This window comes from Paraburkholderia strydomiana (assembly GCF_046030495.1).
GTDB lineage: Bacteria > Pseudomonadota > Gammaproteobacteria > Burkholderiales > Burkholderiaceae > Paraburkholderia > Paraburkholderia strydomiana_A.
Window position 1 is genome coordinate 91,071 of the sequence record NZ_JAQQCJ010000018.1, and the last position, 24,121, is coordinate 115,191.

Sequence of the window (24,121 nt, forward strand, 5' to 3'; positions counted from 1 at the left end):
CATGCTGGAAAAGCTACTGCCTTTCCCTAACGAATTCACTCGATCCCAATTGCCTGATCCGGCAGCTTGATTTTCCTGCCTTCTTTCCAGCCGCAAATCAGATAGTGCTGGGCTGGATCTGACCCAGCGGCCCTAACGTCTGGATTTGCCTGGAGATATTCTTCTGCGCGAAAGTTTGGCGGCAACGCAATAGGCACAACAGGATCAAGCTCGCTGGCTTCGTTGGGAATGCGCGGACCGTGCATTGCAAAAAGCTCAGGAGGTCGTCGCTTCCCATGGTTGGCTATTAGCTTACGTTTCAGGCGCCACAATCCGCGAGCTTTCCAGGCTACGTTATGCATTCTCGTCCAGCTCTGCAAAATGTAATCTTTGTTATTGGAACGGCGCAGCCTCACGAAGAACTCGGAATCGTTATATTCGGTGTCGTAAAAGCCTTCACATGCAAAATCTGTTAGGCCGGCGCTCGCGAGATCCCTGAGGATCAACGCAAAAGACGCAGGCGTAAAAGTCCAACAGTGAACATCATGATAAATGCCGCGCTCGATAGCGTCTTTAGCTAGTATCAGTGCCCCTTCAAGGGTATGCCCACGGCGCGTTTCTTCGATGCGAATTTTCCTTCGCCAAGCCGTTGCCGTGTCGATATCTGCGGCATTTAATGCGAAATCAAGAATCGAATGCGGCTGTGGAATCCGCGCGCCGATTACATGGCTAAGCAGGACATCTGAAAGACTGCTCTCGCGCCTGAAATAGTCGAACGTGAATCGTTTGTCGGGGACAATAAGGCGCAGTTCGCCGGTCGGGTGGAGAATGGACGCGATCTCGCGTAACCAGGCGACCAAGTCAGGTACATGTTCAACAACGTGGGACGCAACAACGTAGTCAACACATTGGCCCTTGACGGCATCGATGAGCGTGTTTTCTCCCCAGATCGCATCAACGTCAACGATTCTGGTGATGTCAACCATTGGATCGCTGGCGTAACGTTGGCTTAACGAATCAGTGTCGGTGTAGTCTACGTAAATAATCGGTCCATCTTCACGCCGTACAAATGGCCGACAGAGCGCCCCGATCTCCACGCCGGTGGCTGTATCCAGATTGATTCCTGCGAGTAGCTTACTACGGCGGATCGAGAATTGCTTTTTGAAGTTCGGTCGTCTTGTATGTATGGCATGTGATTGTCCATGTAAGCGCCTGTCGTCTCCATTGGCAATGATACCAGTGGACCGTAGTGGCCTCGGGTTCGCCGCTGCTACTTTTCGATCTCCTGTTTGGAGACTGGTAAAGGCGGCTGATCTGGCCGTATATGGCTCGCGCTTGGTCTCATCTGCGCGCTTTCGCAGCGCACAGTTTGTAAGGTAATCCCACGCCCCCTTTGCCGCCGAATATGCCGATTGATGGTTGTTCAAGTCCTTCTTCGCCCACTGTTCGAATGTCACTTTTATCTCGCGATTTGAACGGGTGGTATAGCTTGCAGCGGACAACGGACGCGCAGCTAAGCGACATTAATAGGGTTGCGGCTCTCCATCCAGCGTCGGGGAGTCGGCTTTCAAATCGATCGTTGCTTCGATTCGGCGCATGCATTGTCGCCGTTGTTCGATGCACCGGCGTCGAGTTCCCATTGAGTCATCGCGAAGAATAAGGGAAGAGGGCCCATACCATGCGGCTCCGGGCCGGCGGTGGATTTGCTCCGATGTATTCCCACGGGTTCGTGTACGCATGTGATAGCACTTCAATTTCACGGCGCGCCGAAGTCTTTGATGATCGCTTTGTCTATGTACGGGTGAATGTGCCTCGGGTTCAGGTCGGTCAGAGCCGTAGGGCCGAGCAGCGAGTGCGCTACACCTATATCAGCACGCCGTCGAAGAACGTCAGCAATAGCAATGCGCCGCTAGGGTCCGTTCAGCCCACCTTGTGACCTTAGAATATCGGTGGGTGACTGGCAGATTGCGTACAATTGCGGATCATCAGCTAAAGGTGAAGGGCCACTTATGCAGGCGGAAACGATTCATCCCGATGACGACATGTTTACTGGATCGCTTGCACACTATGAGGCGTGCGGAAAGCAATTTGCCCTCTTTGCCGAGCGGGCGGCAGAATTAGCGGGCAGTTCCGCCCCCCGCATTCTTGAATTGCCTTGCGGCTACGGCAGAGTGACTCGGCATCTCGTGAAACGGTTCGACCCGAGCCGGATTGAAGTCGCAGATATTATGGTTCCGGCCGTCGACTACACGGCTCAGACCTTCGGTGTTAAAGGCCACTACGTCGTCGATCCGGTCAACGAGTTTCGCTCTATAGCGGCGGCCATGTTTGACATCGCCGTTATGGGGTCTCTGCTAACCCATCTTTCAGAGAGCGATGCGCGAACTGTGCTCGAGCACTTTCTGGCTAAGCTTGCTCGCCAGGGCGTTGCTGTTGTCACGACGCATGGTGTTCGTGCACACGAGATGCTTTCGCTTGGCGGGTGGTTCGAAGTTGCCCCAGAGGACAAATCCGCCCTCCTCAGCGCTTATGCAGCAGGTTCATACGGTTTTGCAAACTACACGCCAGAACAGCCATTCGAAAAAAAGACGGTCGACTATATTGGCAAGTCGTACGGAGTGTCATTAACCCCGCACTCTTGGATGCTGAATGCAGTCGAGAGACTTGGTTTCCGAGTCTTAGATTTTGACGCGGGCGCTTGGGATAACCACCAGGACGTGTTTTTTATCGCACGCCGTCAAGCTTGAGTCGGAGCCGGCAATGCATCTTGCAAGCCTGCCGGCAGCGAATCATAAAACGCAAGCCATTTTGCGTCGCTTGCCTGAATAACTCCTTGGTTCGGTCAGACTTTTGAGTCGTGTGGGCATGCGAAATATGACGCGACAGTCGATTCCGTCGCATGAGAAAAGGCTACGTTGCCTAAGCCGCAGCTCACGTGGGTGGCTGGCGCGTCCGTCGCCTACAAAACAGTGACAGTGCGCTACACCTACATCAGCAAACCTTTAAAGAACGTCGGCAATAGCAATGTGCCGCTAGGGTTCCGCGCGGCTCACCTTTCGACCCTTGGGTTATCGGTCGTGAAATCTGCAAGTGGATTCCCCAGTTTTGCTATATTCTGCCGTTTCGAAGTAGACGTCATTACAAGTCTGGGCCTTACGCGCCGGGCATTTTTCTTAAGTAACGTCATGAACGATCAATCAAATAAACGAAATTTCAAACGGTTCTACGAAAAAACGGTGGTACCGGAGGTCCCGATCGACGTTGATACGCAGCCGTTTCGCCATAAGGACTTCCCGGATTCCGGGCCGCACCCGTGGCTGGATCGCCCGGATGCGAAGGAGCAGATTGAAGCACGCCTGCACGCACAGGAACTGACTGAGGAAGAAGCCGAGCTCTGCAGAAAATGGGAGCGAGACGGCTATATCATCCTGAAGGGATTTTTCAGCCACGAACAGTTAGACGCAACGTGGGCTGCATACGAAGCGGAAATTGCGTCGGGAAATGTTCAACCCCCCAATGAGCCGTTGTTTGAAGGCGACACCCTTCCCGGTCGCGTACTCAATACGCATTTTAAGGTCGGAAAGGTAAAGGAGATGCTTTTCGATGACCGGATGTCCGGAATCGTTAGCCTGCTGCTGGGAACCCGAGCCCTCCCGTTCCAGACAATTTCTGGACATAAGAGCAGCGAGCAGCTACAGCACTCCGATTCAATCCATATGTCGACCTATCCGACTGGGTATTTGGTCGCAAACTGGATCGCCTTCGAGGACATTCACCCGGACAGCGGCCCGCTCGTCTACCACCCTGGTAGCCACAAGCTCCCTTATCTCATGTCTGACGAGCTGGACATCCCGTTTGATGTTGGCTACAAGGCATACAAGAGCAAATATGAACCCGCCGTCCAAAATCTAATCTCTACGCATACTCTCGAAGCTCACTACTTCCTTCCGAATAAGGGTGATGTGTTGCTGTGGCATGCAAATCTTCTGCACGGCGGCAGCAGAATGAAAGATCCAGCCCGCGTGAGCAGAAAAGCGGTGGTGTGCCATTTCTTTGCGGAGGGATGCACTTGCTACCACGATCTGATAGGCATGCCTGCTTCTGTGATGAACTTGCCGTTTGATACAGAGGGCTACCTGAAAACGAATCCCGATGTCGCACAGTCCGGATGGGATCCGGGTCACCACTATTTCACCACCGGGCGATTCGAAGGACGCGTACCGGGTGAATTCGACTCTGAAAGTTATCTGAAAGCTCATCCTGACGTAGCAGCAGCAGGCATCGACGCTTACACGCATTACCGACTGCACGGGTACAAGGAAGGCCGTTCGCTCAAATAGATGTCGTGCGCCTAGCTCCCCGATGGACCGATGCAGGTGCAGGAACGCCTGCCTGTACGCAGCCTGGCAGGCGTCAGATAAATATACCTAGGCGGTGTCTTGCCCGCCCATGCAAATGAATAATTACGCCATATGGCCTACGGCACTTACGGTCGCCGTCTTGGTTCTCGTTCTTACACCCCAAAGACTATTCTCAATACTGGATACTCCCGACTTCCATTCGACGCGAAGGCTGCAGTCGCTGGATGGCTTAAGGGGTTTCCTCGCGCTTGCCGTTTTTTTCCATCATTCTTCACTCGGACACTTTCGTCCGAGCATAAGCGCGCCGAAGTTCCCGTCCCACTTTTATGAAATGCTGGGTTCGGTCGGCGTCTCGCTTTTTTTCATGATCACTGGATTTCTCTTTTGGTCCAGATTAATCAGCGCACAACAGCCGGTCGCGTGGAAGTCTTTGTACATCAAACGCTTCTTTCGAATTGCGCCGCTGTACTGCTTCGTGGCAATAGTCTACGGCCTTGCGACACTTAAGGCGATAGGCGTTCCAGCAGACATCCCCGCATCGCATATCGCAAGGCAGGCCATACAATGGCTTGCCTTCGGTATGGTTCAGAATCCAGAGCCGTTTCTTAACTATCCGAATACACTCGGAATCATTGGCCAGTCGTGGTCCCTCTACTATGAATGGCTGTTTTATGCGTCTTTGCCACTCTTAGCGCTATTGGCCAGGAATCGCAACACGACTCTCATTGTCGTTGCCCTCCAACTATTCGTGCTCTTCGTCGATGGCGCAGTCGGTCCCGGCGTGCGCTTTTTCATTGCGCAGTTTTTGTGTGGGATGTTAGCCGCATCGATCAATCGGGAATATCCGGCCATTCGTGGAGACGGGCCCTTGCGCTCCATCGGGGCGATATTGTTGCTGACCGGAGCCTTCCGTTTTTGCGATACCGCGTATGCCCAGCTAGCCACAATGTTGCTTGGCGGCTTCTTTGCGTTGATCGCAGGCGGAACTTCGATCTTCGGACTGCTCAAGCTAACCGGCGCCCGACGCCTGGGTGATGTCAGCTATAGCCTGTACCTGATGCATGGTGCCGTCCTCGTGTTCATGTTCACGTCTGGGCCACTGCTAGAGTCCTCTTTGACGGGGCCTAAGCACTTTTTTGTAGCTCAAGCGATAGCAGCGTTGGTGCTGCTGTCGGTATGCATAGCTACCTATCTATTCGTCGAGAAGCCCGGCATAGCACTTGGGAGCTGGCTAGCTACCCGATCACTGCATGGCGGTCGGGCAGCCCACATGACGGCAGTTAAATGATAACAACCGCTGGGGAGGGCCGCGTCATGCCGAGTCGCCCTACCAAGCAACCGCTGCCACCGCGGATGTAGATGTGGCAGATCGAACGCTGGCCTTGAGCGTCTGGAGTTTGCTGAACGCCACATTGCCTTACGTGAGCATTACGCCATACAAGCCCTTTAGGTCGTCGAGCGTGAATGGCACTTGCGTGTTGTCTTCGCCACCCAGTAGAAGCCCGTCGGCGTCGCGTCGTTGCGACCAGCAATGTGTTCTGGCTTGCGGAGTCGGCTTGATACGTCTTTCCGTAAGCGTTGCTTGAGCACCGTCTAGACCGCTGACGCCAAAGTGGACACAGTACGCCTCACCAAGCAGGTGGTGGAGACTACTTTGTCACCTGAGATAGCGACAGCGGCGAGACGCACGCGTAAAGGCACCCCTGATCACCCCATCGAGTTTCGGCGAGAACTCGCAAAGCTGGCATGTGAACCGAGTGTCTTGGTCGCCCGACTGGCTCTCGAACACGGGCTCAATACGAATCTGTTGTTCAAGCCGCGCCGGGCCTATCAAGCTGGGCAGTATGAGCCGGCAACACTATTGCCGGTAGAAGTGGCGCACGACGAACGCACGATCGAAAACGCGGTTGCGTTGTCCGCTCAATCGCAGAACAAGGCCCAGCTGGTCGTCGCGGGAGTGATTGAGATCAGCGTCGGCGTCGCGCGCGTGCATATCGAAGGCGTGCCCGGCGCAGCCAGATTGATTCCTGCGAGTAGCTTACTACGGCGGATCGAGAATTGCTTTTTTGAAGTTCGGGTCGTCTTGTATGTATGGCATGTGATTGTCCATGTAAGAAGCGCCTGTCGTCTCCATTGGTAATGATACCAGTGGACCGTAGTGGCCTCGGCTTCGCCGCCGCTACTTTTCGATCTCCTGTTTGGAGACTCGTAAAGGCGGCTGATCTGGCCTTCGGGTGCGTCTCGAGGCGCTGTTCAACTAAATCCGAGGCAGCCTTTCACCCTCCGCTAGCGACAAGACCGCGCGATGCGGCTCGCATGCTAGTGCTGAATTACGCCGATCATGGCGGGGTAGCCCGCACTGGCCGGTAACAGTCCACCTTCAACATAGACGTTACGACCATCTATCTCGACGATCCCGCGAACCGTGCCGTCGGCCAGCTTGACGACGTCGCACGGCTTCAAATCCGCCACCACCGAAGCATTGCTTACGAAGAAGCCCGCCCGCGTTCTCGATATGCCCCGGCTCCAATTCACGTCGGAAAAGTCGGCGGGCTGCACGCTGATGACGTGTTCAAGTATTGAATCCGGCGCAAACTTGGTTTGCGCTCCTCCAACACAGGCGTTTTCGCTGGGAAGGTTCGATACGCCGACTTCCCGCTGCCATCCGAACACCCTCGCGCTCCATGGGCGAACTGAATCGACAGGCAGGCTCACGGCGCGCGAAAGAACACATGCGGAAACTTTCTCCAGACAACCGAAATTGTCGATGATGGCGACTCGCGAGGAGAAGTCCGCGTTAGTCCGTTGAATCGCAGGAATGGAACCAATGGCGAGAAAGACGGCCGCCACTGCGGAGATCGTGGGCGCCGCAACGCGCACCGAGCGGGCGGCACTAATTGAATTCGCAAATGTTCCGATCCAGAAGAGGGCGGTCCACGGTAGATACCGAACGGCGAAAAAATAGCTGAAGTTCACATTCACATTGCGCAAGTCCTCGTAGGCGATATTGAGCGTGACACTCGTCAAACAGGCGAGCAAGCCGAAGGTCGAAATAAACGCGAGGTGCGCACTGCCCTGTTTGAAGCGCACAAACCGGACGATCGAAAATAAATAGGCACAGAGTCCAACGGCACCCAGGATCGCATCGGCGGCAGCGCTCAGCACTCCGAACGCCACTCCATGTCCGAGCAGATACGAGACGTATGCCGGGATCCCGATCCAGGCGGACGGCGCGTGAATCATTTTCGCTAATATCGCCGCGAGGTGAATATGAGGTGTCGCCGGATAGTGAGCCGCGTACACCGAAAATTCTATCGTGAGCAAAACCGCAATAACGACCAAGCTCTTTCTGCGCACTATTAAAGCTAATGCGATCAGAACAGGAATCGCCAGCACGCCAGCCCCATGACTGATGATCGCGACAGCGAGAAGCAGCCCGGCGAGGAATGACTTCGATACCGTTTGATCGCGCGTGAGTAAATACGAGGCTACTGTTATCAGAGACGCGGTGCCGACCAATGTGACCTGAAACGGCCACTCAAGGATGCCTATGTTTTGAGGGCCAAGCAGAAGGAAGATCGCAAGACCCATCAGCGCGAAGCGTGTCGCGCGGTCCCGTTCAGATCGAAAGATGGACACTGAGATTGTTGCGATGGTCGCCGAACAAAATGCAAAACTGGCCGCGTACAGCAACCATGCACGCCCGCCGAGGAACATGGCATCCAGATATGCCAAACCGAAGACAATGAAATGGGGGTGGTCAACCTGCCGGCGAAACACAAAGTCCGCGACGCTGATCTCTCCGTGTTTCAATTGAGCGGCGCGAAAGAATACCTGCTCGTAATCGCTTGAGAAGAGGGGGAGGTACGTCCGGGCGATTACCGCCAAGGTGATAGCTGCCGCCGCTATCCCCGCGAGGAAGACGAGGAACGAAAGCAATTCTGCTGTACGATTTCTGGATTTGATTGTGTGCACTGGCGGCGGTCTCCGGTTCGAGCCGAAAGTGTAGCGCACGGCAAATATCTACAGTTCAAGAGTATGCGCAGAATGTCCGCAGTCCCCTTGATCGCGGCCGCCTTTTCTACACGACGATGCCCCTTGCTGTGAGCCGCCGCCATGTCCTCGTCGAGTCGATCGTTAAGGTTCACGAGATAGCCCCAGGCGGTTCGACATCGTAGTGATGCGCATCTTGCACTAAACTAGCGCCCGCCCAAGCCCGCTACGTAAAGACCAGCCCACCGATGCCCCCATCTCCCGCCGACCCCACCGATGCCCCCATCTCCCGCCGACCCCGCCGATTCCCCGACCTTCAGCCTCCCGAAGCACCTCCCATTCCGGCGCTTCTGGTGCACCCGCATCCTGTCGTCGCTATCGTTCCAGATGCTCGCCGTGGCGATGGGCTGGCACATCTACGCGCTCACGCATAGCGCCTTCGCACTCGGTCTCGTCGGCCTCGCGCAGTTTCTGCCGATGTTCCTGCTAACGCTCGTGGTCGGGCACGTCGCCGACCGCTACGACCGCCGCCGCATCGCGGCCATCTGCCAGAGCCTCGAAAGCGTCGCTGCCTTGCTGTTTGCTTTCGGTACCTTCGGCGGCTGGATCAGCGCGCCGGTCATCTATGTGCTGGCCGCCTGCGTCGGCGCGGCGCGCGCGTTCGAATCGCCCGCGGTCGCCTCGCTGTTGCCCGCCGTCGTGCCGCGCGGCTATTTGCCCAAAGCGACCGCATGGGCCACGTCCGCGAATCAGACGGCGCAGATCGCCGGCCCCGCGTTGGGTGGTTTGCTGTACGGCATTGGTCCGGGCGCTGCCTACCTCGCGTGCACGCTGTCGTTCGCGGCCGCCGCCGCATCCGTGTGGAGCATCCCGCTGCAAACGAAACCCGCGAGCCGCGCGCCCGTGACGCTCGAGTCGATCTTTTCGGGCATCGCGTTTATCCGCAAGGAGCCGGTGATTCTCGGCGCACTCTCCCTCGATCTGTTCGCCGTGCTGTTCGGCGGCGCGACCGCGCTGTTGCCGATCTTCGCGCGCGACATGCTGCACACGGGGCCGCTCGGTCTCGGTCTGCTGCGCTCGGGCACCGCGATCGGGGCGCTTGCGGGCACCATCTGGCTCGCGCATTTCCCGTTGCGCAACCGGCCCGGCGCGGCGATGTTCGGCGGCGTGATCGCGTTCGGCCTGGCCACGGTGGTGTTCGGTCTGTCGCATCAATTCTTCCTGTCGCTGTTTGCGCTGATGATGTTGGGCGCGTCGGACACCATCAGCGTGGTGGTGCGCCTCTCGCTCGTGCAATTGCGCACGCCCGACGAAATGCTGGGCCGTGTCAGCGCGGTCAATTCGCTTTTCATTGGGACCTCGAATCAACTCGGCGAATTCGAATCGGGCGTGACGGCGGGGTGGTGGGGCGCGCGGACGGCGGTGCTGGTCGGCGGCATCGCGACAATCACGGTCGCGATGCTGTGGATGAAGCTGTTTCCTGCACTGCGCGACACCCGCTCGCTGGAGCGCGAAGAGGAACTGGCGCCGAGCCGTTGATCGAGAGTAGTGCCAGCGTTGGCCGGGATCGGCCGCGTGGAATGACAATACGCGCCTGGTGCGACTGAGCCCTCATCGCGTTCGCACCAAGGCTGCACGGCGCGCGGCGTCTTTCCTGGCATCCATGCCCGTGACGCATGCCTGTTGCGCGTGAGGGCCACTGCGCGCAGCAAGACCCGGCGTGACGCGCGAACCCATCTGCCCATCGACACACCACGACGACCTTCATCATCCACATGATCGAACCGATGCCCGCACCCGCTATGATGGTGCGATCGTCACTCGGCCATCGTCATCATGCGCATCGCCCCTTTACCTCCGCTCCAATGTCTGGTCGCGTTCGAATCGGCCGTGCGGCATGCGAGTTTCACCAAGGCCGCCGCCGAACTGCATCTGACGCAAAGCGCGGTGAGCCGGCAGATCGCCCAGCTCGAAGACTTCCTTGGCCGCTCGCTATTCGTGCGCGAGCATCGCGCGTTGCGTCTGACGATCGCCGGCGAAGGCTACGCAAAGCACGTGCAATGGCTGCTCGCCACCTGCTCCGAAGCCACGCTCGATGTGATGAAGCGCTACGGCGACCTCGAACTGACGATCGCGTGCTCGTCCGGCGTCGCGGTGCTGTGGCTCACGCCCCGGCTTGGCGCGTTTCGCGCCGCGCATCCGAACGTAAAAATCAGAATGATCGTACGCGACGGTCTCGCGTCGCTGTCGCCTGCGGAATTCGACGTGGGTCTGTACTACAGCCGTCAGCGCGCCGAACCGCATTTCACCGCGCGCCGCATCTTCGACGAAGAGGTCTACCCGGTATGTTCGCCCGGATATCTCGCCGGCCGCGTGCTCGAACCCGCCGACCTCGCGCACGAAACCCTGCTGATGCAGGAGGACGGCCAGCGGCAATGGATGTCGTGGTCCGAGTGGTTCCGTCTGAACGGTGTGCAGATGCCGGCTTCGCCGCAGTCGGTCGTCGTCAATCATTATCCGCAACTCGTGCAGATGGCGATTCTCGGCCAGGGCGTGGTGCTCGGCTGGCGGCATATGATCGACGCGTGCCTGAGCGAAGGGCTGCTGGTGCGCGCGACGCAGGCGTCGGCGAGTCACGGCGGCGGCTATTACGTGGTGTCGCCGAACGATCGCTCGCAGAACCAGGCGGCGCGCCTCTTCACGCGCTGGCTGTTCGAGCAGGCCGAAGAGCAGATGGGCAGGGCGGCCGGTTAATTCCCGGAATTCCGCTTCGCATGCGCTACGCGCATGCGTGCATGCGAATCTTTCGTTTCGAAAACAATTCAGGTGTCTCTAGGATCGGTGTTATGCCTGCGAAGGCGCCGCTCGATCACGGCGCGGCGCGTTGCCGACACTTTCGCCTGACAGGGCAGCCAGATGAGGAAAGAGACCATGCAGGGAACGCTTTCATCCAACGTCGCACTCTCCGTCGACTCGCTCGCGCGGCAACGGCGCCGCGCCATCATCGCCACCGTGCTCGGCAATGGGCTCGAGTGGTTCGACTTCACCGTGTACAGCTTTTTCGCGGTCATCATCGCGAAGCTGTTCTTTCCGACCGGCAATGAACTGAGCTCGCTGCTGCTCGCGGTCGCGACCTTCGGCGTGGGCTTTTTCATGCGGCCGGTGGGCGGCATCGTGCTCGGCGTGTATGCGGACAAGGTCGGCAGAAAGGCGGCGCTCTCGCTGACCATTCTGCTGATGGCGGGCGGCACCGCGTTGATCGGCCTCGCCCCCACCTACGAGCAGATCGGCCTGTGGGCGCCGGTGCTGATCGTGATGGCGCGTTTGCTGCAAGGCTTCTCGGCCGGCGGCGAAATGGGCACCGCTACCGCGTTCCTCACCGAATACGCGCCGGCCAATCAGCGCGCTTTCTATTCGAGCTGGATTCAGTCGAGCATCGGCTTCGCCGTGCTGCTCGGCGCGGCGGTCGGCACCTTCGTGACCACCAACCTGAGCGCGGACGCGCTGCACTCGTGGGGCTGGAGAATGCCGTTCCTGATCGGCATTCTGATCGGACCAGTCGGCTATTTCATTCGCAGCCGCATGGATGAAACGCCGGCGTTCAGCGCGGTGGCCGACGAAGCGAAGAACGATTCGCCGCTCGCCGAAGTGTTCCAGCGCTTTCCGCGCGAGACGTTCGCGAGCTTTTCGATGGTGATCCTGTGGACGGTCTGCACCTACGTGCTGCTGTTCTATATGCCGACCTACTCGGTGCGCACGTTGCATCTGCCGCAATCCACCGGCTTTTTCGCTGGCATGTTCGGCGGCCTGATGATCATGTGCTTCTCGCCGGTGGTCGGCAAGCTGGCGGACCGCTTCGGCCGCCGCGTGTTCCTGTCCGGCGCGGCCGTTTCGATCCTGCTGCTCGCATGGCCGATGTTCGCCTACATCAATCACACGCCGGGCCTCGCGTCGCTGATGGTGTTCCAGGGCGTGTTCGGCTTGCTGATCGCCGCGTACACCGGGCCGATACTCGCTGCGTTCTCCGAACTGTTTCCGACCAAGGTGCTGTCGACCGGATTGTCCGTCGCCTACAACTTCGCCGTGACGATCTTCGGCGGCTTCGCACCGTTCTTCATCACGTGGCTGATCGCCTCGACGGGCAGCAACATGGCGCCCGCAATCTACGTGATGATCGCCGCGGCCATCAGCCTCACCGGCACCTTCTTCGTGCGCGATTCGCGCCAACGCCGCGCCTGAAGCGGCGCGTCCGGTCCGCCGGGGGCCGGACGGTTTCCTTCATCCAGTCAGGAAGATATCAATGAGCATTACGGTAATCAGCGGCGGCAACGTACTCGATCTGGCGCAGGGCGCGTTGCTCGAACATCATCATGTCGTGATCGAAAACGGCCATATCGTCGAAGTCACCGACCGTCCCGTCGATCTGCCGAACGCGCGCGTGATCGACGCGCGCGGCAAGACGGTGATGCCTGGCCTGATCGACTGTCACGTGCACGTGCTGGCTTCTCGTGCGAACCTGGGCGTGAACGCGGCGCAGCCGAACATCCTCACCGCGATTCGCGCGTTGCCGATTCTGAAGGCGATGCTCGGGCGCGGCTTCACGAGCGTGCGCGATGCGGGCGGCGCGGATTGGGCGTTGACGCAGGCGCTCGAAAGCGGCCTGGTTCCAGGGCCGCGGATTTTCCCGTCGGGCAAGGCGTTGTCGCAGACCGGCGGTCATGGCGATTTCCGGCCGCGCGGCGACGTGCTCGAACCGTGCTCATGCGCGTTTCGCGCGGGCGCGATTGCGCGCGTGGTCGACGGCGTGGACGCGGTGCGGCTCGCCGTGCGTGAAGAGATCCAGAAGGGCGCCACGCAGATCAAGATCATGGCGTCGGGCGGCGTCGCGTCGCCGACCGATCCGATCAGCAACACGCAGTATTCCGAGGACGAAATCCGCGCGATCGTCGCCGAGGCGCAAGCGGCCAACACCTACGTGATGGCGCACGCGTACACGGGCCGCGCGATCTCGCGGGCGATTCGCTGCGGTGTGCGAACGATCGAGCACGGCAACCTCGTCGACGAAGCCGCCGCGCAACTGATGCGCGAGCATGGCGCGTTCGTCGTGCCCACGCTCGTCACCTACGACGCGTTGGCCAAACACGGCGCGGACTACGGTTTGCCGGCCGATTCGATCGCGAAGATCGAAACCGTGCGCCAGGCAGGGCGTGATTCGCTGCAGATCTATGCGAATGCGGGCGTGCCGATGGGTTTCGGTTCGGACCTGCTCGGCGAGATGCACACGTTCCAGAGCGACGAGTTGCGTATTCGCGCAGACGTGCTCGGTAATCTGGAAGCGTTGCGCTCGGCGACGACGATCGCTGCGGACATTGTCGAGTTGAAGGGCAAGCTCGGTGTCATCGAGGCGGGCGCGATTGCCGACGTGCTGGTGGTGGACGGCGATCCGCTGAAGGATATCGGCGTGCTGACCGGGCAGGGCGAGCGTCTCGCGTATGTGTTGCAGCGAGGCGAAGTGGTGAGCGAGCGGGGCGTCGTCGCGGTGCGCTGATTCGCCAACGGGCGCGGCTGCGCGCAAGCTGCGCCGGGCGGGCCGTGGCATCGGTGCGCTCGCGGCACGATGATGCTGTGGGCGCGCCGCGCCAGTTTCTCATCACGCCCGCGTGGCGCTCGCACGCCAGCTGTGCCAGAGCGCCGTCGCCGGTATCGCGCCGCGCCAGTTCCCCGTCAGGCCTGCGCGACGTTCGTGCGCCAGGCACTCCAACGTACCGTCGCCAGAATCGACGCGGCGACGATTAGCGCGCCACCGATCCACGCGGTCGTCGAAATCCGTTCACCTAACCAGATACACGCGAACAGCGCGCCGAACGCGGGCTCGCTGCCCATCAGCAGCGACACGCGCGTCGGACTACTGCGCTTGATCGCGAAGTTCTGCGCGAAGAACGCGAACAGCGTGCAGGCCAGCACCAGATACGCGACGTAGGCCCAGAACGTCGCGTGGCCGCTCAGCGTCGGCACGGCTTGCCATTGCTGATGTGGCGCAAACAGCCAGGCCGCCGCCGCGCTGCCGAACGCCACCACACCCGACTGCACGGCAGTCACCGACAACGGCGGCAGCGCTGAATCGCGCATCACGCGCTTGGTCACGCACACGGTCAATGCGCGCAGCAACGCGGCGAGCAGGATCAGTGCATCGCCCGGATTCAAGCTCAGCGCGCCGTCGCCGGCCAGCAGCCAGGCGCCGAACAGCGACAGCGCCACCGCGACCCATTCGATGCGGCTCGGCCGGCGCTTGAGCAGCAACCATTCGACGAGCGGCGTCAACACCACGCACAGGCTGATCAGAAACGCGGCGTTGGCCGCGCGGGTCATCAGGATGCCGAAGGTTTCGCACAGGAAGATGCCGAGCAGCAGCAGGCCGGCGATCAGCACGCCGCGCAGCGTGCGGGCGTCGGCGGCGCGCAGATGGCGCAACGCGGGCGACAGGATCACGAACGTGACGCCGAAGCGCAGCGCCAGCAGACCCAGCACCGGATAAAACACCAGCGCGCTTTTTACGACACCGTAACTGGTCCCCCATACCACCGCGACCGCGAGCAGCATCAGATCGGACAGCAGGAGCAGACGTTCTTGTTTCGACATTGAAAGACCTCGACCGCGAGCAACGGAATGCGTATTGTCGAGCTTTGCGTATGAGGCGATAATTGGGTCGATGCGCACAACATTTATGTCGCAAATGCATTAATCGATATCCCGCCGAAAGGGCCTGCCACGATGACCCCAACCGAGCTTTTCGCGCTGCTGCCGGACATGGCGGTGTTTGCACGCGTCGTCGATGCCGGCAATTTCTCGGTAGCCGCGCGTCAGTTGGGCAGCACGCCGTCCACGGTCAGCCGGCAGATCAAGCGGCTCGAAGACGCGCTCGCGACCCGTCTGCTCGAACGGTCCACGCGCACGGTGCGGGTCACGGAATCGGGGGCGCAGGTGGTGCGGTTCTGCCGCGACATGGTGAGCGCCGCATCGGGTGCGGTCGACGCCGCCGGGCAACTGGCCGGACGGCCGCAAGGCAAGGTGAGCGTGAGCGCGCCGACCCAGTTCGCGAAGGCGGTGATTCATCCGCTGATCGCCGGCTTCCTGCGCGCGTATGACGAAGTGGATCTGCAACTGCTCTTCACCGACCACGACGTCGACCCGCTCGCCGACGACGTCGACCTCGTGATCCGTCTGACCGAGCATCCGCCGCAAGGTCTGGCGGGCCGGCGGCTCGGCGCGGTGCGCTGGCTGCTGGTGGCGTCGCCCGCGTACTTGCGCGCGCGCGGCGCGCCTGCGCAGCCGCGCGATCTGCTGAAGCACGACTGCATCTATCTCGGCGAAACCGCCGACGACAATCGCTGGCGCTTTCGCCGCGGCGCGGAAACGCAAAGCGTCGATGTGAAGGGGCGCTACATCGCCAACCATGCGCTGGCCCGGCTCGAAGCCGCGCAGCAGGACTTCGGCATCGCGAGCGTGCCGGAGTTTGCCGCGGTGCCCGCGTTGCAGAGCGGCGAGCTGGTGCAGGTACTGCCGGACTGGCGTCTCGAAGCGCGCGCGTACGAGGGCACGGTGTGGCTGCTGTATCCGCCGAACCGCTTTTTGCCGCCGAAGGTAAGGGCGTTGATCGATTACCTGGTCGAGCATCTGCGCGAGCGTCTCGATGCAAACTGACGCAACGTGACTGCACCCTGGTTCGAGTTGCGAAACGAACGTAGAATCGCTCGCGCCGCCGACGATTCAGTGCGCTCGCACTGCCGCGGCGCTCATGAGGAGAACGAGCATGACCCTGCACGAAACCGCGCCGGTCGCAGCGACCGTCTATCGCGGCGAGGCGATTGAAAACACGCATCTCGCGCATGTCGCGGTAGTCGACGCGAGCGGCCGCCTGTTGTATTCGTTCGGCGATCCGGCGCGCGTGACGCTTGCGCGTTCCGCGGCGAAGCCGGCGCAAGCGCTGGCGGTGCTGGAAACCGGCGCGCTCGAACGTTTCGGTTTCGATGAAGCCGATCTCGCGCTGATGTGCGCGTCGCACAGCAGCGAGGCGCGTCACATCGAGCGCACGCGCGGCATGCTGGCGAAAGCGCAGGCGAGCGAAGCGGATCTGCGCTGCGGCGGCCATCCGCCGCTATCGGATGCGGTGTATATCGACTGGCTCAAGCGCGATTTCAAGCCGGGCGGCGTATGCAGCAACTGCTCCGGCAAGCACGCCGGCATGCTGGCCGGGGCGCGGGCGATCGGCGCGGCGCTCGACGGCTACGAACGGCCCGGGCATCCGATGCAGACGCGCGTGAAGCAGACCGTTGCCGACGTATGCGATCTGCCCGCCGACGCGGTGCTGTGGTCGACCGATGGCTGCAATCTGCCGACGCCGGCTTTTCCGCTAGACCGGCTCGCGCGTATGTTCGCGAAGCTGGCTGCCGCGCAGGACGAGGTTACGGCGTCATCGGCGGCCGCATCGGTAGCGCCGCGCACGGCTGCGCTCGCACGCATTTATCGCGCGATGACGGCGTATCCGGAACTGGTGGGCGGCGTGGACCGATTCTGTACGGTATTGATGCAGGCGTTCGACGGCGCGCTGGTCGGCAAGGTCGGCGCGGACGGCAGTTATGCGTTCGGCGTGCGCGCGTCGGCGCAGACCGCGCGCCTGGGCGCGGCTGGCGCGCTCGGCATCGCGGTGAAGATCGAGGACGGCAATCTCGCCATGCTCTATGCGGTGGCCGCGGAACTGCTTGTGCTGCTCGATATCGGCACGACGGAGCAACGTGCGAAGCTCGAAGGTTTTCACGCACCGAAGCGACTCAACACGATGGGTGTCGAAACGGGGCGTGTGGCCTTCTCGGTGGAACTCGCGTCGCGTCGATAGAGGCGGCGCTGCATCGCCTTCATGGCGCGGCCCGCTCGATCTCGATGCGGTTCGCGCCGGGCCGAACCTAAGCGATCTTCCGGGCGAGCGTAATCGACCACCCGCAACCTCTCACCACCTCAAGCAGCCTCAGGCACCGCGCCCAGCGCATGCCGAATCGCATCGGCCAGCTCGGCCGCGGCGAACTTCGCCACGTAGCCATTCGCGCCGGCATTCTTCACGTGCGCTTCGTTCGCCGCGCCCGTCAACGATGAATGGATGATCACTGGAATGTCGCGGGTCCGTTCGTCGGCTTTGATCTGACGCGTCAGCATGAAGCCGTCCATCTCCGGCATCTCGAGATCGGTCAGCACCAGTGCGATATGGTCCTTGACCCGGGCGCCGCTCGCTTGCGCTTCACGCGCGACCTGCTGCAACGTATTCCAGGCCTCTTCGCCGGTCTTGGTCATCACGTAGTCCGCGCCGATCGCGCTCAAGGCCTGCTCGATCAGCTTGCGCGCGAAACCGGAATCGTCGGCGGCGAGAATCTTCGCGCCAGGGCGGATGCCCAGCGCCTCACCGACCGAAGTGGGATCGACGCTCGGGTGCTGTGACGGAAACACGTCGCGCAGCACCTGCTCCACGTCGATCACCTGCGCGAGCCGCGAATCGCCCGTATTGCCGTCGATGCGCGCAATGCTGGTGACGAGATTGCCGCCCGCGGTGCCGTCGGCGGACAGCACCTGGTTCCATTCCAGCCGCACGATATCGTCCACTTCCTCGACGGCGAACGCCTGCGTCGAACGCGCGAATTCCGTGACCAGCAGGATGTTCAGGCCGCGGGTCGGCTCACAGCCCATCAGGCGCGGCAAGTCGATCACCGGAATGATCTGCCCGCGAATATCCACCGCGCCCATCACGAACGGCGATGAACCGGCGATCGGCGTGACCGGCGGCATGGTCGAGATTTCCCGCACTTTGAAGACGTTGATTCCGTACAGCTCATGCGCATCGCTGCCCGGCACGCTGCCGAGGCGATACAGCAACAACTCGAATTTGTTGGAGCTGGTCAGGTTGCTGCGTTCGTGATTGGCTCGCTGTTCTTCCGCCATCGAATCTCTCCAGGATTGCGCCGTGTGTCGTGCGCCAGGCAGTGTTGCGTCGGCCCCTGGCGCGTGGCTTACCTTTCGGTTATCGGCGCCATTGGAGAAAAATTCAGGGGTTCCTCGCTGTTTTAATCGCATCGTCTCGCTAACGCGCAGGCGTCGGGCGGGACGCGGAAAGTACGCGCGATACCGGCATGTCAAGGCATTGTTATGAAGGTTACCTAAGGTTACAGAAGCGACAGCACCGTTTCACATGGTCTTTCGCACGCCTCCTAGAATCGACAGCGATAAAAGCGTGGCGCCGTCGGCGGCCTTCGGGCCGGGCTGCAATTTTTTCCGCAGCGTGATGTTCGACGCGCACACGCATCGCTGCTGTTTCGCTTCCACCTCAAGGAGAACGTATGATCCGCTTGCCTCTCGCCACCATCGCCAGCGCCTGCATGACCGGCCTTCTGGCTGTCGCCACCGCGGCCAGCGCTCAGACCACCACAGCCGCACCGGCAGCGGCGGACACGGCCCGCCTGCATGCCGCCGACCAGACGTTCATCGCGGACGGCACCAAGGCCATCGCGACGCAGCGCGACGCCGCGCGCATCGCGACGTCGCGTTCCACCGACCGCGACGTGAAGGCATTTGCCGAACGCGTCTCGACCGATAACGCGAAGATCTCGGACGCGCTGCGCGCAGCGAGCCCGCGCGGCGTCGACGTGCCGAAGAACGATCCCGACGCGGCGGTGCTCGCGAGCATCAACAATCTGCGCGGCGCGGAGTTCGACAAGACGTATATCGAACAGGTCGCGCTTGCCGGCGAACAGAAGACGTTGTCGGCGTTCCAGGCGGAAATCGCCTCGGGCCGCGACGAGCAGTTGAAGGACGCGGCGAAGAAGGCGCTGCCGACCATTCAGCAGCATTACGCGATGGCGCAGGACCTCGCGAAGCGCAAGCATCTGTCGGGCACGGCGCAGTAAGGGGGGTGATGCGCGTTGCGTCATGTTTCGCCGCCTATGTGTGATGCGTAAGACGCGACGCGTGTCGTACGGGCCGGACGGCGGGAGTGTCCGGCCTGCTGCAAAACCGGCGTGCCACGCTTGCGCGCCGCATGCCGGCAGTGGTTCGAAGCGGTGCTTTCGACGATAATCGCTCTTTTCTTGCGTGCTACACGCCGCGTCTGTCCGGACGCCGCGCGCATCGGCACCGCACCGGCGATTTCTCGCGCATCCCATCGAAGCTGACCGTATGAACAAGCCCGGCAATCTGCCGCAACAGTTGGACTACATGCTTCGGCAGGCCGTCGCGCTGCAGCAGAACGGCGCGATCGTCGAGGCCGAAGAACTCTATCGCGAGATTCTCGAACTCAAGCCACGCCATTTCGACGCATTGAAATGGCTCGGCGAACTCGCGTTGCAAACGGGCCGTCCCCAAGAGGGCAGCGATCTGCTCAAAAAGGCGCTGGCCGTCAACGCGAAACAGGCGCCCGTTCATTCGAACCTGGCTTACGCGCTGAATGCACAGCAGCGCTACACCGAAGGCCTTGCCAGCGCCGATCGCGCGCTCGCATTGCAGCCCAATTTCCCCGATGCATTGAACAATCGCGGCAATGCGCTGGCCGGTCTGAACCGGTCGCTCGACGCGCTTGCCGCTTTCGATCGCGCCATCGCGTCGATGCCGGAGGCCGCGCCGTTCTGGAACAATCGCGCGTGCCTGTTGCGCGACATGGGCCGCGCCGGCGACGCGCTCGCGGACCTCGATCACGCACTTGCATTGCGCCCGGACTATGCCGCGGCGTGGAGCAATCGCGGCACCGTGCTCGCCGACATGAACCGGCCGCAAGAAGCGGAGCACAGCTACCGGCGCGCGTTGGAACTGGCGCCGGCCTTCGTCGATGCATGGAGCAATCTCGGCCTCGCGCAGAGCGACCTCGATCAGCATGCGCAAGCGCTGTCGAGTTATGAGCGCGCACTCGCGCTCGACCCCGGTTCGGTGGAAACGCGCTGGAATCAGTCGCTATGTCTGCTGCGAATGGGGCAGTTCGAAGCCGGCTGGCGGCAATACGAATCGCGCTGGGAGCGCGCCCGGATCAAGGCGGCGAGGCGCGGTTTCGCGCAGCCGCTGTGGCTCGGCGATTTTCCCATCGACGGCAAGACGATTCTGTTGCATGCGGAGCAGGGGCTCGGCGACACGCTGCAGTTTTGCCGCTATGCCGCGCTGGTGTCGAAGCTCGGCGCGAAGGTCGTGCTCGAAGTGCCGTCTTCGCTGATGCGCCTCATGACCACGCTCGACGGTGTCGGCCAGCTGGTCGAAGCGGGTCAGCCGTTGCCGCCGTTCGATTGCCACTGTCCGTTGCTGAGTTTGCCGCTCGCGTTCAGGACCGACGAAGCGAGCATTCCCGCGTCGACGCCTTATCTGTTCGCGGATACCGAGGCCGTGCGCGCATGGGGCGAGCGTATCGATGCGCAGGCCGATCGGCGTCTGAAAGTGGGCCTCGTGTGGGCGGGCGAAAACCGCTCGCACGTCGCGGAGTTGCGCAGGATCGACGAGCGCCGCTCGATTGCGCTCGAACGTTTCGCACCGGTTGTCGAGGTGCCGGGCGTGTGCTTTTTCAGCCTGCAAAAGGGGGCGGCGGCGTCGCAGTTGGCGGGCAGCGCGTTGAGCGGGTGCGTCGTCGATTACACGGAAGACCTGCACGATTTCGCGGATACCGCCGCGCTGGTTGCCAACCTCGATCTGGTGATTTCGGTGGATACGTCGACTGCGCATCTGGCCGGCGCGCTGGGCAAGCCGGTCTGGATTCTGAACCGCTTCGACACCTGCTGGCGCTGGTTGCTGGAGCGCAGCGATACGCCGTGGTATCCGCACGCGCGGCTGTTCAGGCAGCCGGCGTTAGGGGATTGGGACAGTGTGATGCGGGCCACGCGCGAAGCGTTGAACGCGTTGACGAGAGAGGGGGAGTAGGGAGGCCGCTTGTGCCTGTTGATGCACGGTGAGGTTGACCCGCTCGTCGTGCATCGCGTTGCCGCCAATTCCCAGCCTTCCCCGCCGACGCATTTGCCCAGACACGCGTAGACTGAGCATCCGCTTATCGACGGCTAGGCCACGGAGATTCATCAATGGAATACAGACATCTGGGTGCATCCGGTTTCAAGGTGCCGGTCCTGAGTTTCGGCACGGGCACGTTTGGCGGCAAGGGCGAATTTTTCGAGGCGTGGGGCGCCACCGACGTCGCCGAAGCGCGCCGCCTGATCGACATCTGCTTCGACGCGGGCGTCACGATGTTCGACACCGCGGACATTTATTCGAGCGGTGCATCGGAATCGGTGCTCGGTGAAGCGCTCAAGGGCAAGCGCGACAAGGCGATCATCTCGACCAAGGCGACCTTCCGTTTCGACGACGGCCCGAACAGCGTCGGTTCGTCGCGCTTCCATCTGATCCAGGCGGTCGACGCCGCGCTCAAGCGCTTGCAAACTGATTACATCGACCTGTTCCAACTGCATGGTTTCGACGCCAGAACACCGGTCGCCGAAGTCCTGTCGACGCTCGACGATCTCGTGCGCGCCGGCAAGATCCGCTACACCGGTGTGTCGAATTTCTCCGGCTGGCATCTGATGAAGTCGCAAGATGTCGCGGACCGCTACGGCTATCCGCGCTATGTCGCGAATCAGACCTACTACTCGCTGGTCGGCCGCGACTACGAGTGGGAGCTGATGCCGCTCAGCATCGACCAGGGCGTGGGTGCGGTGGTGTGGAGCCCGCTCGGCTGGGGACGTCTGACCGGCAAGATCAAGCGCGGCCAGCCGCTGCCCGATTCGAGCCGGCTGCACAAGACCGCCGACATGGGTCCGCCGGTGCCGGACGAGTATCTGTTCCGCGTGCTCGATGCCATCGACGAAGTGGCCGCGGAAACCGGCAAGACGGTGCCGCAAATCGCATTGAACTGGCTGCTGCAACGGCCGACGGTGTCGACGGTGCTGATCGGCGCGCGCAACGAGGAGCAACTGCGGCAGAACCTCGGCGCGGTCGGCTGGAACCTGACGCCCGAGCAGGTTGCGAAACTCGACGCGGCGAGCGCCGTGCGTCCCGCTTATCCCTATTGGCACCAGGAAGGATTCGAGGAGCGTAATCCGAAGGCGGTGTGAGCGCGCCGTTTTTCGTGCCGTAGCGATACGTTCCGGTTCGGCGTCATTGTGCGAGTGAGACCGGAGCGGCGAAGAGTTCGCCATAGTAGTGGCGGCCCGCGTCGATATGCGGGCCGAACGCAAAACCTTGCGCGAGCATCGCGTCGAAGTCGGCGCGTTCGATTTTCATCACGTAGCTGTGTTCGGTCGTGACGAGGCGGCATAGCCGATCCGTCATCGCCGCACTGAACCACTTGCCCGCGCTCGCGTGATCAGCGGGGTACGTATGACCGGCGGCTTCGAGTTGCCAGCCGCCGTCCAGCAGAATCCAGATTGCCCGATCCTGCGCGCCGCTCGCGGCGTTGCCGTCGCGTTCGGCGACGACCGTGCCGGCGCGCGCTTCCCATTCATGCGAATGACCGATGACCCAGCGCAACTGCCCGGTCGTCAGGTTCGTGAAGAACGGCGTGTGTTTCAACAGATGAAGATAAGTGACCGAAGGTTCCATGGTCGTGCTCCGGGTGGAGAGGGACGCGTCGGGCGGCGGCTGGCCGGCATCGCAGGCGGTGGCGAGCAGGGGCAGGAGGGCTGCGATTGCGTTCAGGATGGGGCGGGGCATGAGTTTGCGGGTCCTGTAGGGATGGGGCCGGGAAGGTGGAGGCGGTAAGGGAATCGTGGGGTGAGTGCGGGGCGTGGCGGAATGGGAATGGCAAGCGGTAACCACCCACGCATACACGATCACCGATCTCGCCTCCCAACCACCCCCTCGTCACTCACCGCTTAACCCGCGCCTCCAGCAAATCCCCCATACCAATGCGCCGCGCGAACTCGATGCGCACGCGCTCCGATACTTCGAGCACTTCGCGTGCGCCGTCGCCGACGAAGTCGATGACCGAGCGCATCGGCCGCTCGCCCGACGGCAGCGCGACGATCCGCACGATCTCATCGGCGACGGCTTGCGGCGTCGCGTCGTCCGGCGTGAGTTCGGACAGGCGCTCGCCGATGCGGTCCATCACGCCGTCATAGCGCGCATACGCCGCTGCGCGTTCGGTATCGGCGGGCTTGCCGGCGCTCGGGAAATGCTCGGTGCCGCGCGTGAACGCGCCCGGCACCACGATCGAGGTTTCGATGCCGAAGCGCGCGATCTCATACGTCAGTGTGACCGCGAGTGAATCCATCGCGGCCTTCGCCGCGCCATACGGACCGAGGAAGGGCGGAAAGCCGCCTTTGGTCGTCGTACTGCTGACCCACAGCATCAGGCCGGCTTCCTGCTGACGCAGGTAAGGCAGCACGGCGCGGTTCACGCGCTGCGCGCCGAACAGGTTGGTGTCGAATACCTTCATCATTTCTTCCGGCGTGAACGCTTCGCTCGGGCCGACCACCAGATGCCCCGCGTTCTGCATCACCACGTCGAGCCGGCCCTGCTCGCGCACGATCGTCGCGGCGGCGGCATCGGCCGAGTCTTGCGACAACACGTCGAGTTCGAGCGGATGCAACTGCAGGTCCTGCGCTTGAGCGAGCGCGCGCAATGTATCGGCGCGCGGCCTGTTGCGGCCGTCGACGTCGCGCATCGTCGCGTAGACGACGTGGCCGGCCTCGGCCAGCGATTGGGCCGTGAGCTTGCCGATGCCCGTACCGGCGCCCGTGACCAGGATGACGTTCTTGCGCATTTTTTCCTCCGATTCGATTCAATTCAAT

19 protein-coding genes are annotated in these 24,121 nt (G+C 61.6%); 13 read left to right on the forward strand and 6 right to left on the reverse strand.

Features of this window, described 5'->3' with window-relative positions; genetic code table 11:
- Positions 1–35 precede the first annotated feature (35 nt).
- Positions 36–1,436, reverse strand: coding sequence for a methyltransferase domain-containing protein (locus PQQ53_RS23260; protein WP_408326424.1), 1,401 nt, complete (start codon positions 1,434–1,436; stop codon positions 36–38).
- A 492-nt stretch (positions 1,437–1,928) separates the two neighbouring features.
- On the opposite strand from PQQ53_RS23260, the gene PQQ53_RS23265 reads away from it, so the two are divergent.
- The 4 genes from PQQ53_RS23265 (at position 1,929) to PQQ53_RS23280 (ending at position 6,480) form a co-directional block, all read left to right on the forward strand.
- Positions 1,929–2,726 carry a class I SAM-dependent methyltransferase gene (locus PQQ53_RS23265; protein ID WP_408326427.1) on the forward strand — a complete coding sequence of 266 codons (798 nt, stop codon included), beginning with the start codon at positions 1,929–1,931 and terminating at the stop codon, positions 2,724–2,726.
- 168 nt (positions 2,727–2,894) lie between these two features.
- On the forward strand, positions 2,895–4,319 hold the full coding sequence (locus tag PQQ53_RS23270) for a phytanoyl-CoA dioxygenase family protein (RefSeq protein ID WP_408326429.1): 1,425 nt from the start codon (positions 2,895–2,897) through the stop codon (positions 4,317–4,319).
- 109 nt (positions 4,320–4,428) lie between these two features.
- A complete protein-coding gene (locus tag PQQ53_RS23275; protein WP_408326432.1) occupies positions 4,429–5,628 on the forward strand; it encodes an acyltransferase family protein in 1,200 nt (399 codons plus the stop codon).
- 354 nt (positions 5,629–5,982) lie between these two features.
- Entirely contained in the window at positions 5,983–6,480 is a 498-nt protein-coding gene (locus PQQ53_RS23280; RefSeq protein ID WP_408326534.1) for a transposase, read from the forward strand.
- A gap of 179 nt (positions 6,481–6,659) precedes the next feature.
- On the opposite strand, the gene PQQ53_RS23285 is transcribed toward PQQ53_RS23280, so the two are convergent.
- Complete coding sequence (locus tag PQQ53_RS23285; protein ID WP_408326435.1) at positions 6,660–8,315, reverse strand: hypothetical protein; 1,656 nt, start codon at positions 8,313–8,315, stop codon at positions 6,660–6,662.
- Between the two features lie 294 nt (positions 8,316–8,609).
- On the opposite strand from PQQ53_RS23285, the gene PQQ53_RS23290 reads away from it, so the two are divergent.
- From PQQ53_RS23290 to PQQ53_RS23305, 4 genes are all read left to right on the forward strand, one after another.
- Entirely contained in the window at positions 8,610–9,872 is a 1,263-nt protein-coding gene (locus tag PQQ53_RS23290; protein WP_408326437.1) for an MFS transporter, read from the forward strand.
- Positions 9,873–10,169: 297 nt separating this feature from the next.
- Positions 10,170–11,087: a LysR substrate-binding domain-containing protein gene (locus tag PQQ53_RS23295; RefSeq protein WP_408326439.1), complete on the forward strand. Its 918-nt coding sequence runs from the start codon at positions 10,170–10,172 to the stop codon at positions 11,085–11,087.
- A gap of 177 nt (positions 11,088–11,264) precedes the next feature.
- Positions 11,265–12,572, forward strand: coding sequence for an MFS transporter (locus PQQ53_RS23300; RefSeq protein ID WP_408326442.1), 1,308 nt, complete (start codon positions 11,265–11,267; stop codon positions 12,570–12,572).
- Positions 12,573–12,633: 61 nt separating this feature from the next.
- A complete protein-coding gene (locus tag PQQ53_RS23305; protein WP_408326445.1) occupies positions 12,634–13,881 on the forward strand; it encodes a metal-dependent hydrolase family protein in 1,248 nt (415 codons plus the stop codon).
- A gap of 176 nt (positions 13,882–14,057) precedes the next feature.
- Here the strand turns inward: PQQ53_RS23305 and PQQ53_RS23310 are convergent, their stop codons facing one another.
- Complete coding sequence (locus PQQ53_RS23310; protein WP_408326448.1) at positions 14,058–14,972, reverse strand: DMT family transporter; 915 nt, start codon at positions 14,970–14,972, stop codon at positions 14,058–14,060.
- Between the two features lie 132 nt (positions 14,973–15,104).
- On the opposite strand from PQQ53_RS23310, the gene PQQ53_RS23315 reads away from it, so the two are divergent.
- Both PQQ53_RS23315 and PQQ53_RS23320 read left to right on the forward strand, forming a co-directional pair.
- The gene (locus PQQ53_RS23315) at positions 15,105–16,034 is read left to right on the forward strand and encodes a LysR family transcriptional regulator (protein ID WP_408326451.1); all 930 of its coding nucleotides are present in this window, start codon (positions 15,105–15,107) and stop codon (positions 16,032–16,034) included.
- 109 nt (positions 16,035–16,143) lie between these two features.
- Positions 16,144–17,226 carry an asparaginase gene (locus PQQ53_RS23320; protein WP_408326453.1) on the forward strand — a complete coding sequence of 361 codons (1,083 nt, stop codon included), beginning with the start codon at positions 16,144–16,146 and terminating at the stop codon, positions 17,224–17,226.
- Positions 17,227–17,345: 119 nt separating this feature from the next.
- On the opposite strand, the gene PQQ53_RS23325 is transcribed toward PQQ53_RS23320, so the two are convergent.
- A complete protein-coding gene (locus PQQ53_RS23325) occupies positions 17,346–18,317 on the reverse strand; it encodes a chemotaxis protein (protein WP_408145192.1) in 972 nt (323 codons plus the stop codon).
- 395 nt (positions 18,318–18,712) lie between these two features.
- Between PQQ53_RS23325 and PQQ53_RS23330 the strand changes: the two genes are divergently transcribed.
- The 3 genes from PQQ53_RS23330 to PQQ53_RS23340 all read left to right on the forward strand — a co-directional run bounded on the left by PQQ53_RS23330 (position 18,713) and on the right by PQQ53_RS23340 (position 22,444).
- Entirely contained in the window at positions 18,713–19,279 is a 567-nt protein-coding gene (locus tag PQQ53_RS23330; protein ID WP_408145193.1) for a DUF4142 domain-containing protein, read from the forward strand.
- A gap of 268 nt (positions 19,280–19,547) precedes the next feature.
- Positions 19,548–21,263, forward strand: a complete 1,716-nt coding sequence (locus PQQ53_RS23335; RefSeq protein WP_408326455.1) for a tetratricopeptide repeat protein — start codon at positions 19,548–19,550, stop codon at positions 21,261–21,263.
- A 155-nt stretch (positions 21,264–21,418) separates the two neighbouring features.
- Positions 21,419–22,444 carry an aldo/keto reductase gene (locus PQQ53_RS23340; protein ID WP_408326457.1) on the forward strand — a complete coding sequence of 342 codons (1,026 nt, stop codon included), beginning with the start codon at positions 21,419–21,421 and terminating at the stop codon, positions 22,442–22,444.
- A 43-nt stretch (positions 22,445–22,487) separates the two neighbouring features.
- Here the strand turns inward: PQQ53_RS23340 and PQQ53_RS23345 are convergent, their stop codons facing one another.
- Together PQQ53_RS23345 and PQQ53_RS23350 are read right to left on the reverse strand one after the other, a co-directional pair.
- Positions 22,488–23,042 (reverse strand): hypothetical protein, encoded by a 555-nt coding sequence (locus PQQ53_RS23345; protein WP_408326460.1) that lies wholly within the window; start codon positions 23,040–23,042, stop codon positions 22,488–22,490.
- A 154-nt stretch (positions 23,043–23,196) separates the two neighbouring features.
- Positions 23,197–24,093: an SDR family oxidoreductase gene (locus tag PQQ53_RS23350; protein WP_408326464.1), complete on the reverse strand. Its 897-nt coding sequence runs from the start codon at positions 24,091–24,093 to the stop codon at positions 23,197–23,199.
- Positions 24,094–24,121: the final 28 nt, after the last annotated feature.

Bases quoted from the DNA above. Each gene is read 5' to 3' on its own strand.
- PQQ53_RS23275 (WP_408326432.1), top strand. From the start codon at position 4,429: ATGCAAATGAATAATTACGCCATATGGCCTACGGCACTTACGGTCGCC.
- PQQ53_RS23290 (WP_408326437.1), top strand. From the start codon at position 8,610: ATGCCCCCATCTCCCGCCGACCCCGCCGATTCCCCGACCTTCAGCCTC.
- PQQ53_RS23295 (WP_408326439.1), top strand. From the start codon at position 10,170: ATGCGCATCGCCCCTTTACCTCCGCTCCAATGTCTGGTCGCGTTCGAA.
- PQQ53_RS23300 (WP_408326442.1), top strand. From the start codon at position 11,265: ATGCAGGGAACGCTTTCATCCAACGTCGCACTCTCCGTCGACTCGCTC.
- PQQ53_RS23305 (WP_408326445.1), top strand. From the start codon at position 12,634: ATGAGCATTACGGTAATCAGCGGCGGCAACGTACTCGATCTGGCGCAG.
- PQQ53_RS23310 (WP_408326448.1), bottom strand. From the start codon at position 14,972: ATGTCGAAACAAGAACGTCTGCTCCTGCTGTCCGATCTGATGCTGCTC.
- PQQ53_RS23315 (WP_408326451.1), top strand. From the start codon at position 15,105: ATGACCCCAACCGAGCTTTTCGCGCTGCTGCCGGACATGGCGGTGTTT.
- PQQ53_RS23320 (WP_408326453.1), top strand. From the start codon at position 16,144: ATGACCCTGCACGAAACCGCGCCGGTCGCAGCGACCGTCTATCGCGGC.
- PQQ53_RS23325 (WP_408145192.1), bottom strand. From the start codon at position 18,317: ATGGCGGAAGAACAGCGAGCCAATCACGAACGCAGCAACCTGACCAGC.
- PQQ53_RS23330 (WP_408145193.1), top strand. From the start codon at position 18,713: ATGATCCGCTTGCCTCTCGCCACCATCGCCAGCGCCTGCATGACCGGC.
- PQQ53_RS23335 (WP_408326455.1), top strand. From the start codon at position 19,548: ATGAACAAGCCCGGCAATCTGCCGCAACAGTTGGACTACATGCTTCGG.
- PQQ53_RS23340 (WP_408326457.1), top strand. From the start codon at position 21,419: ATGGAATACAGACATCTGGGTGCATCCGGTTTCAAGGTGCCGGTCCTG.
- PQQ53_RS23345 (WP_408326460.1), bottom strand. From the start codon at position 23,042: ATGCCCCGCCCCATCCTGAACGCAATCGCAGCCCTCCTGCCCCTGCTC.
- PQQ53_RS23350 (WP_408326464.1), bottom strand. From the start codon at position 24,093: ATGCGCAAGAACGTCATCCTGGTCACGGGCGCCGGTACGGGCATCGGC.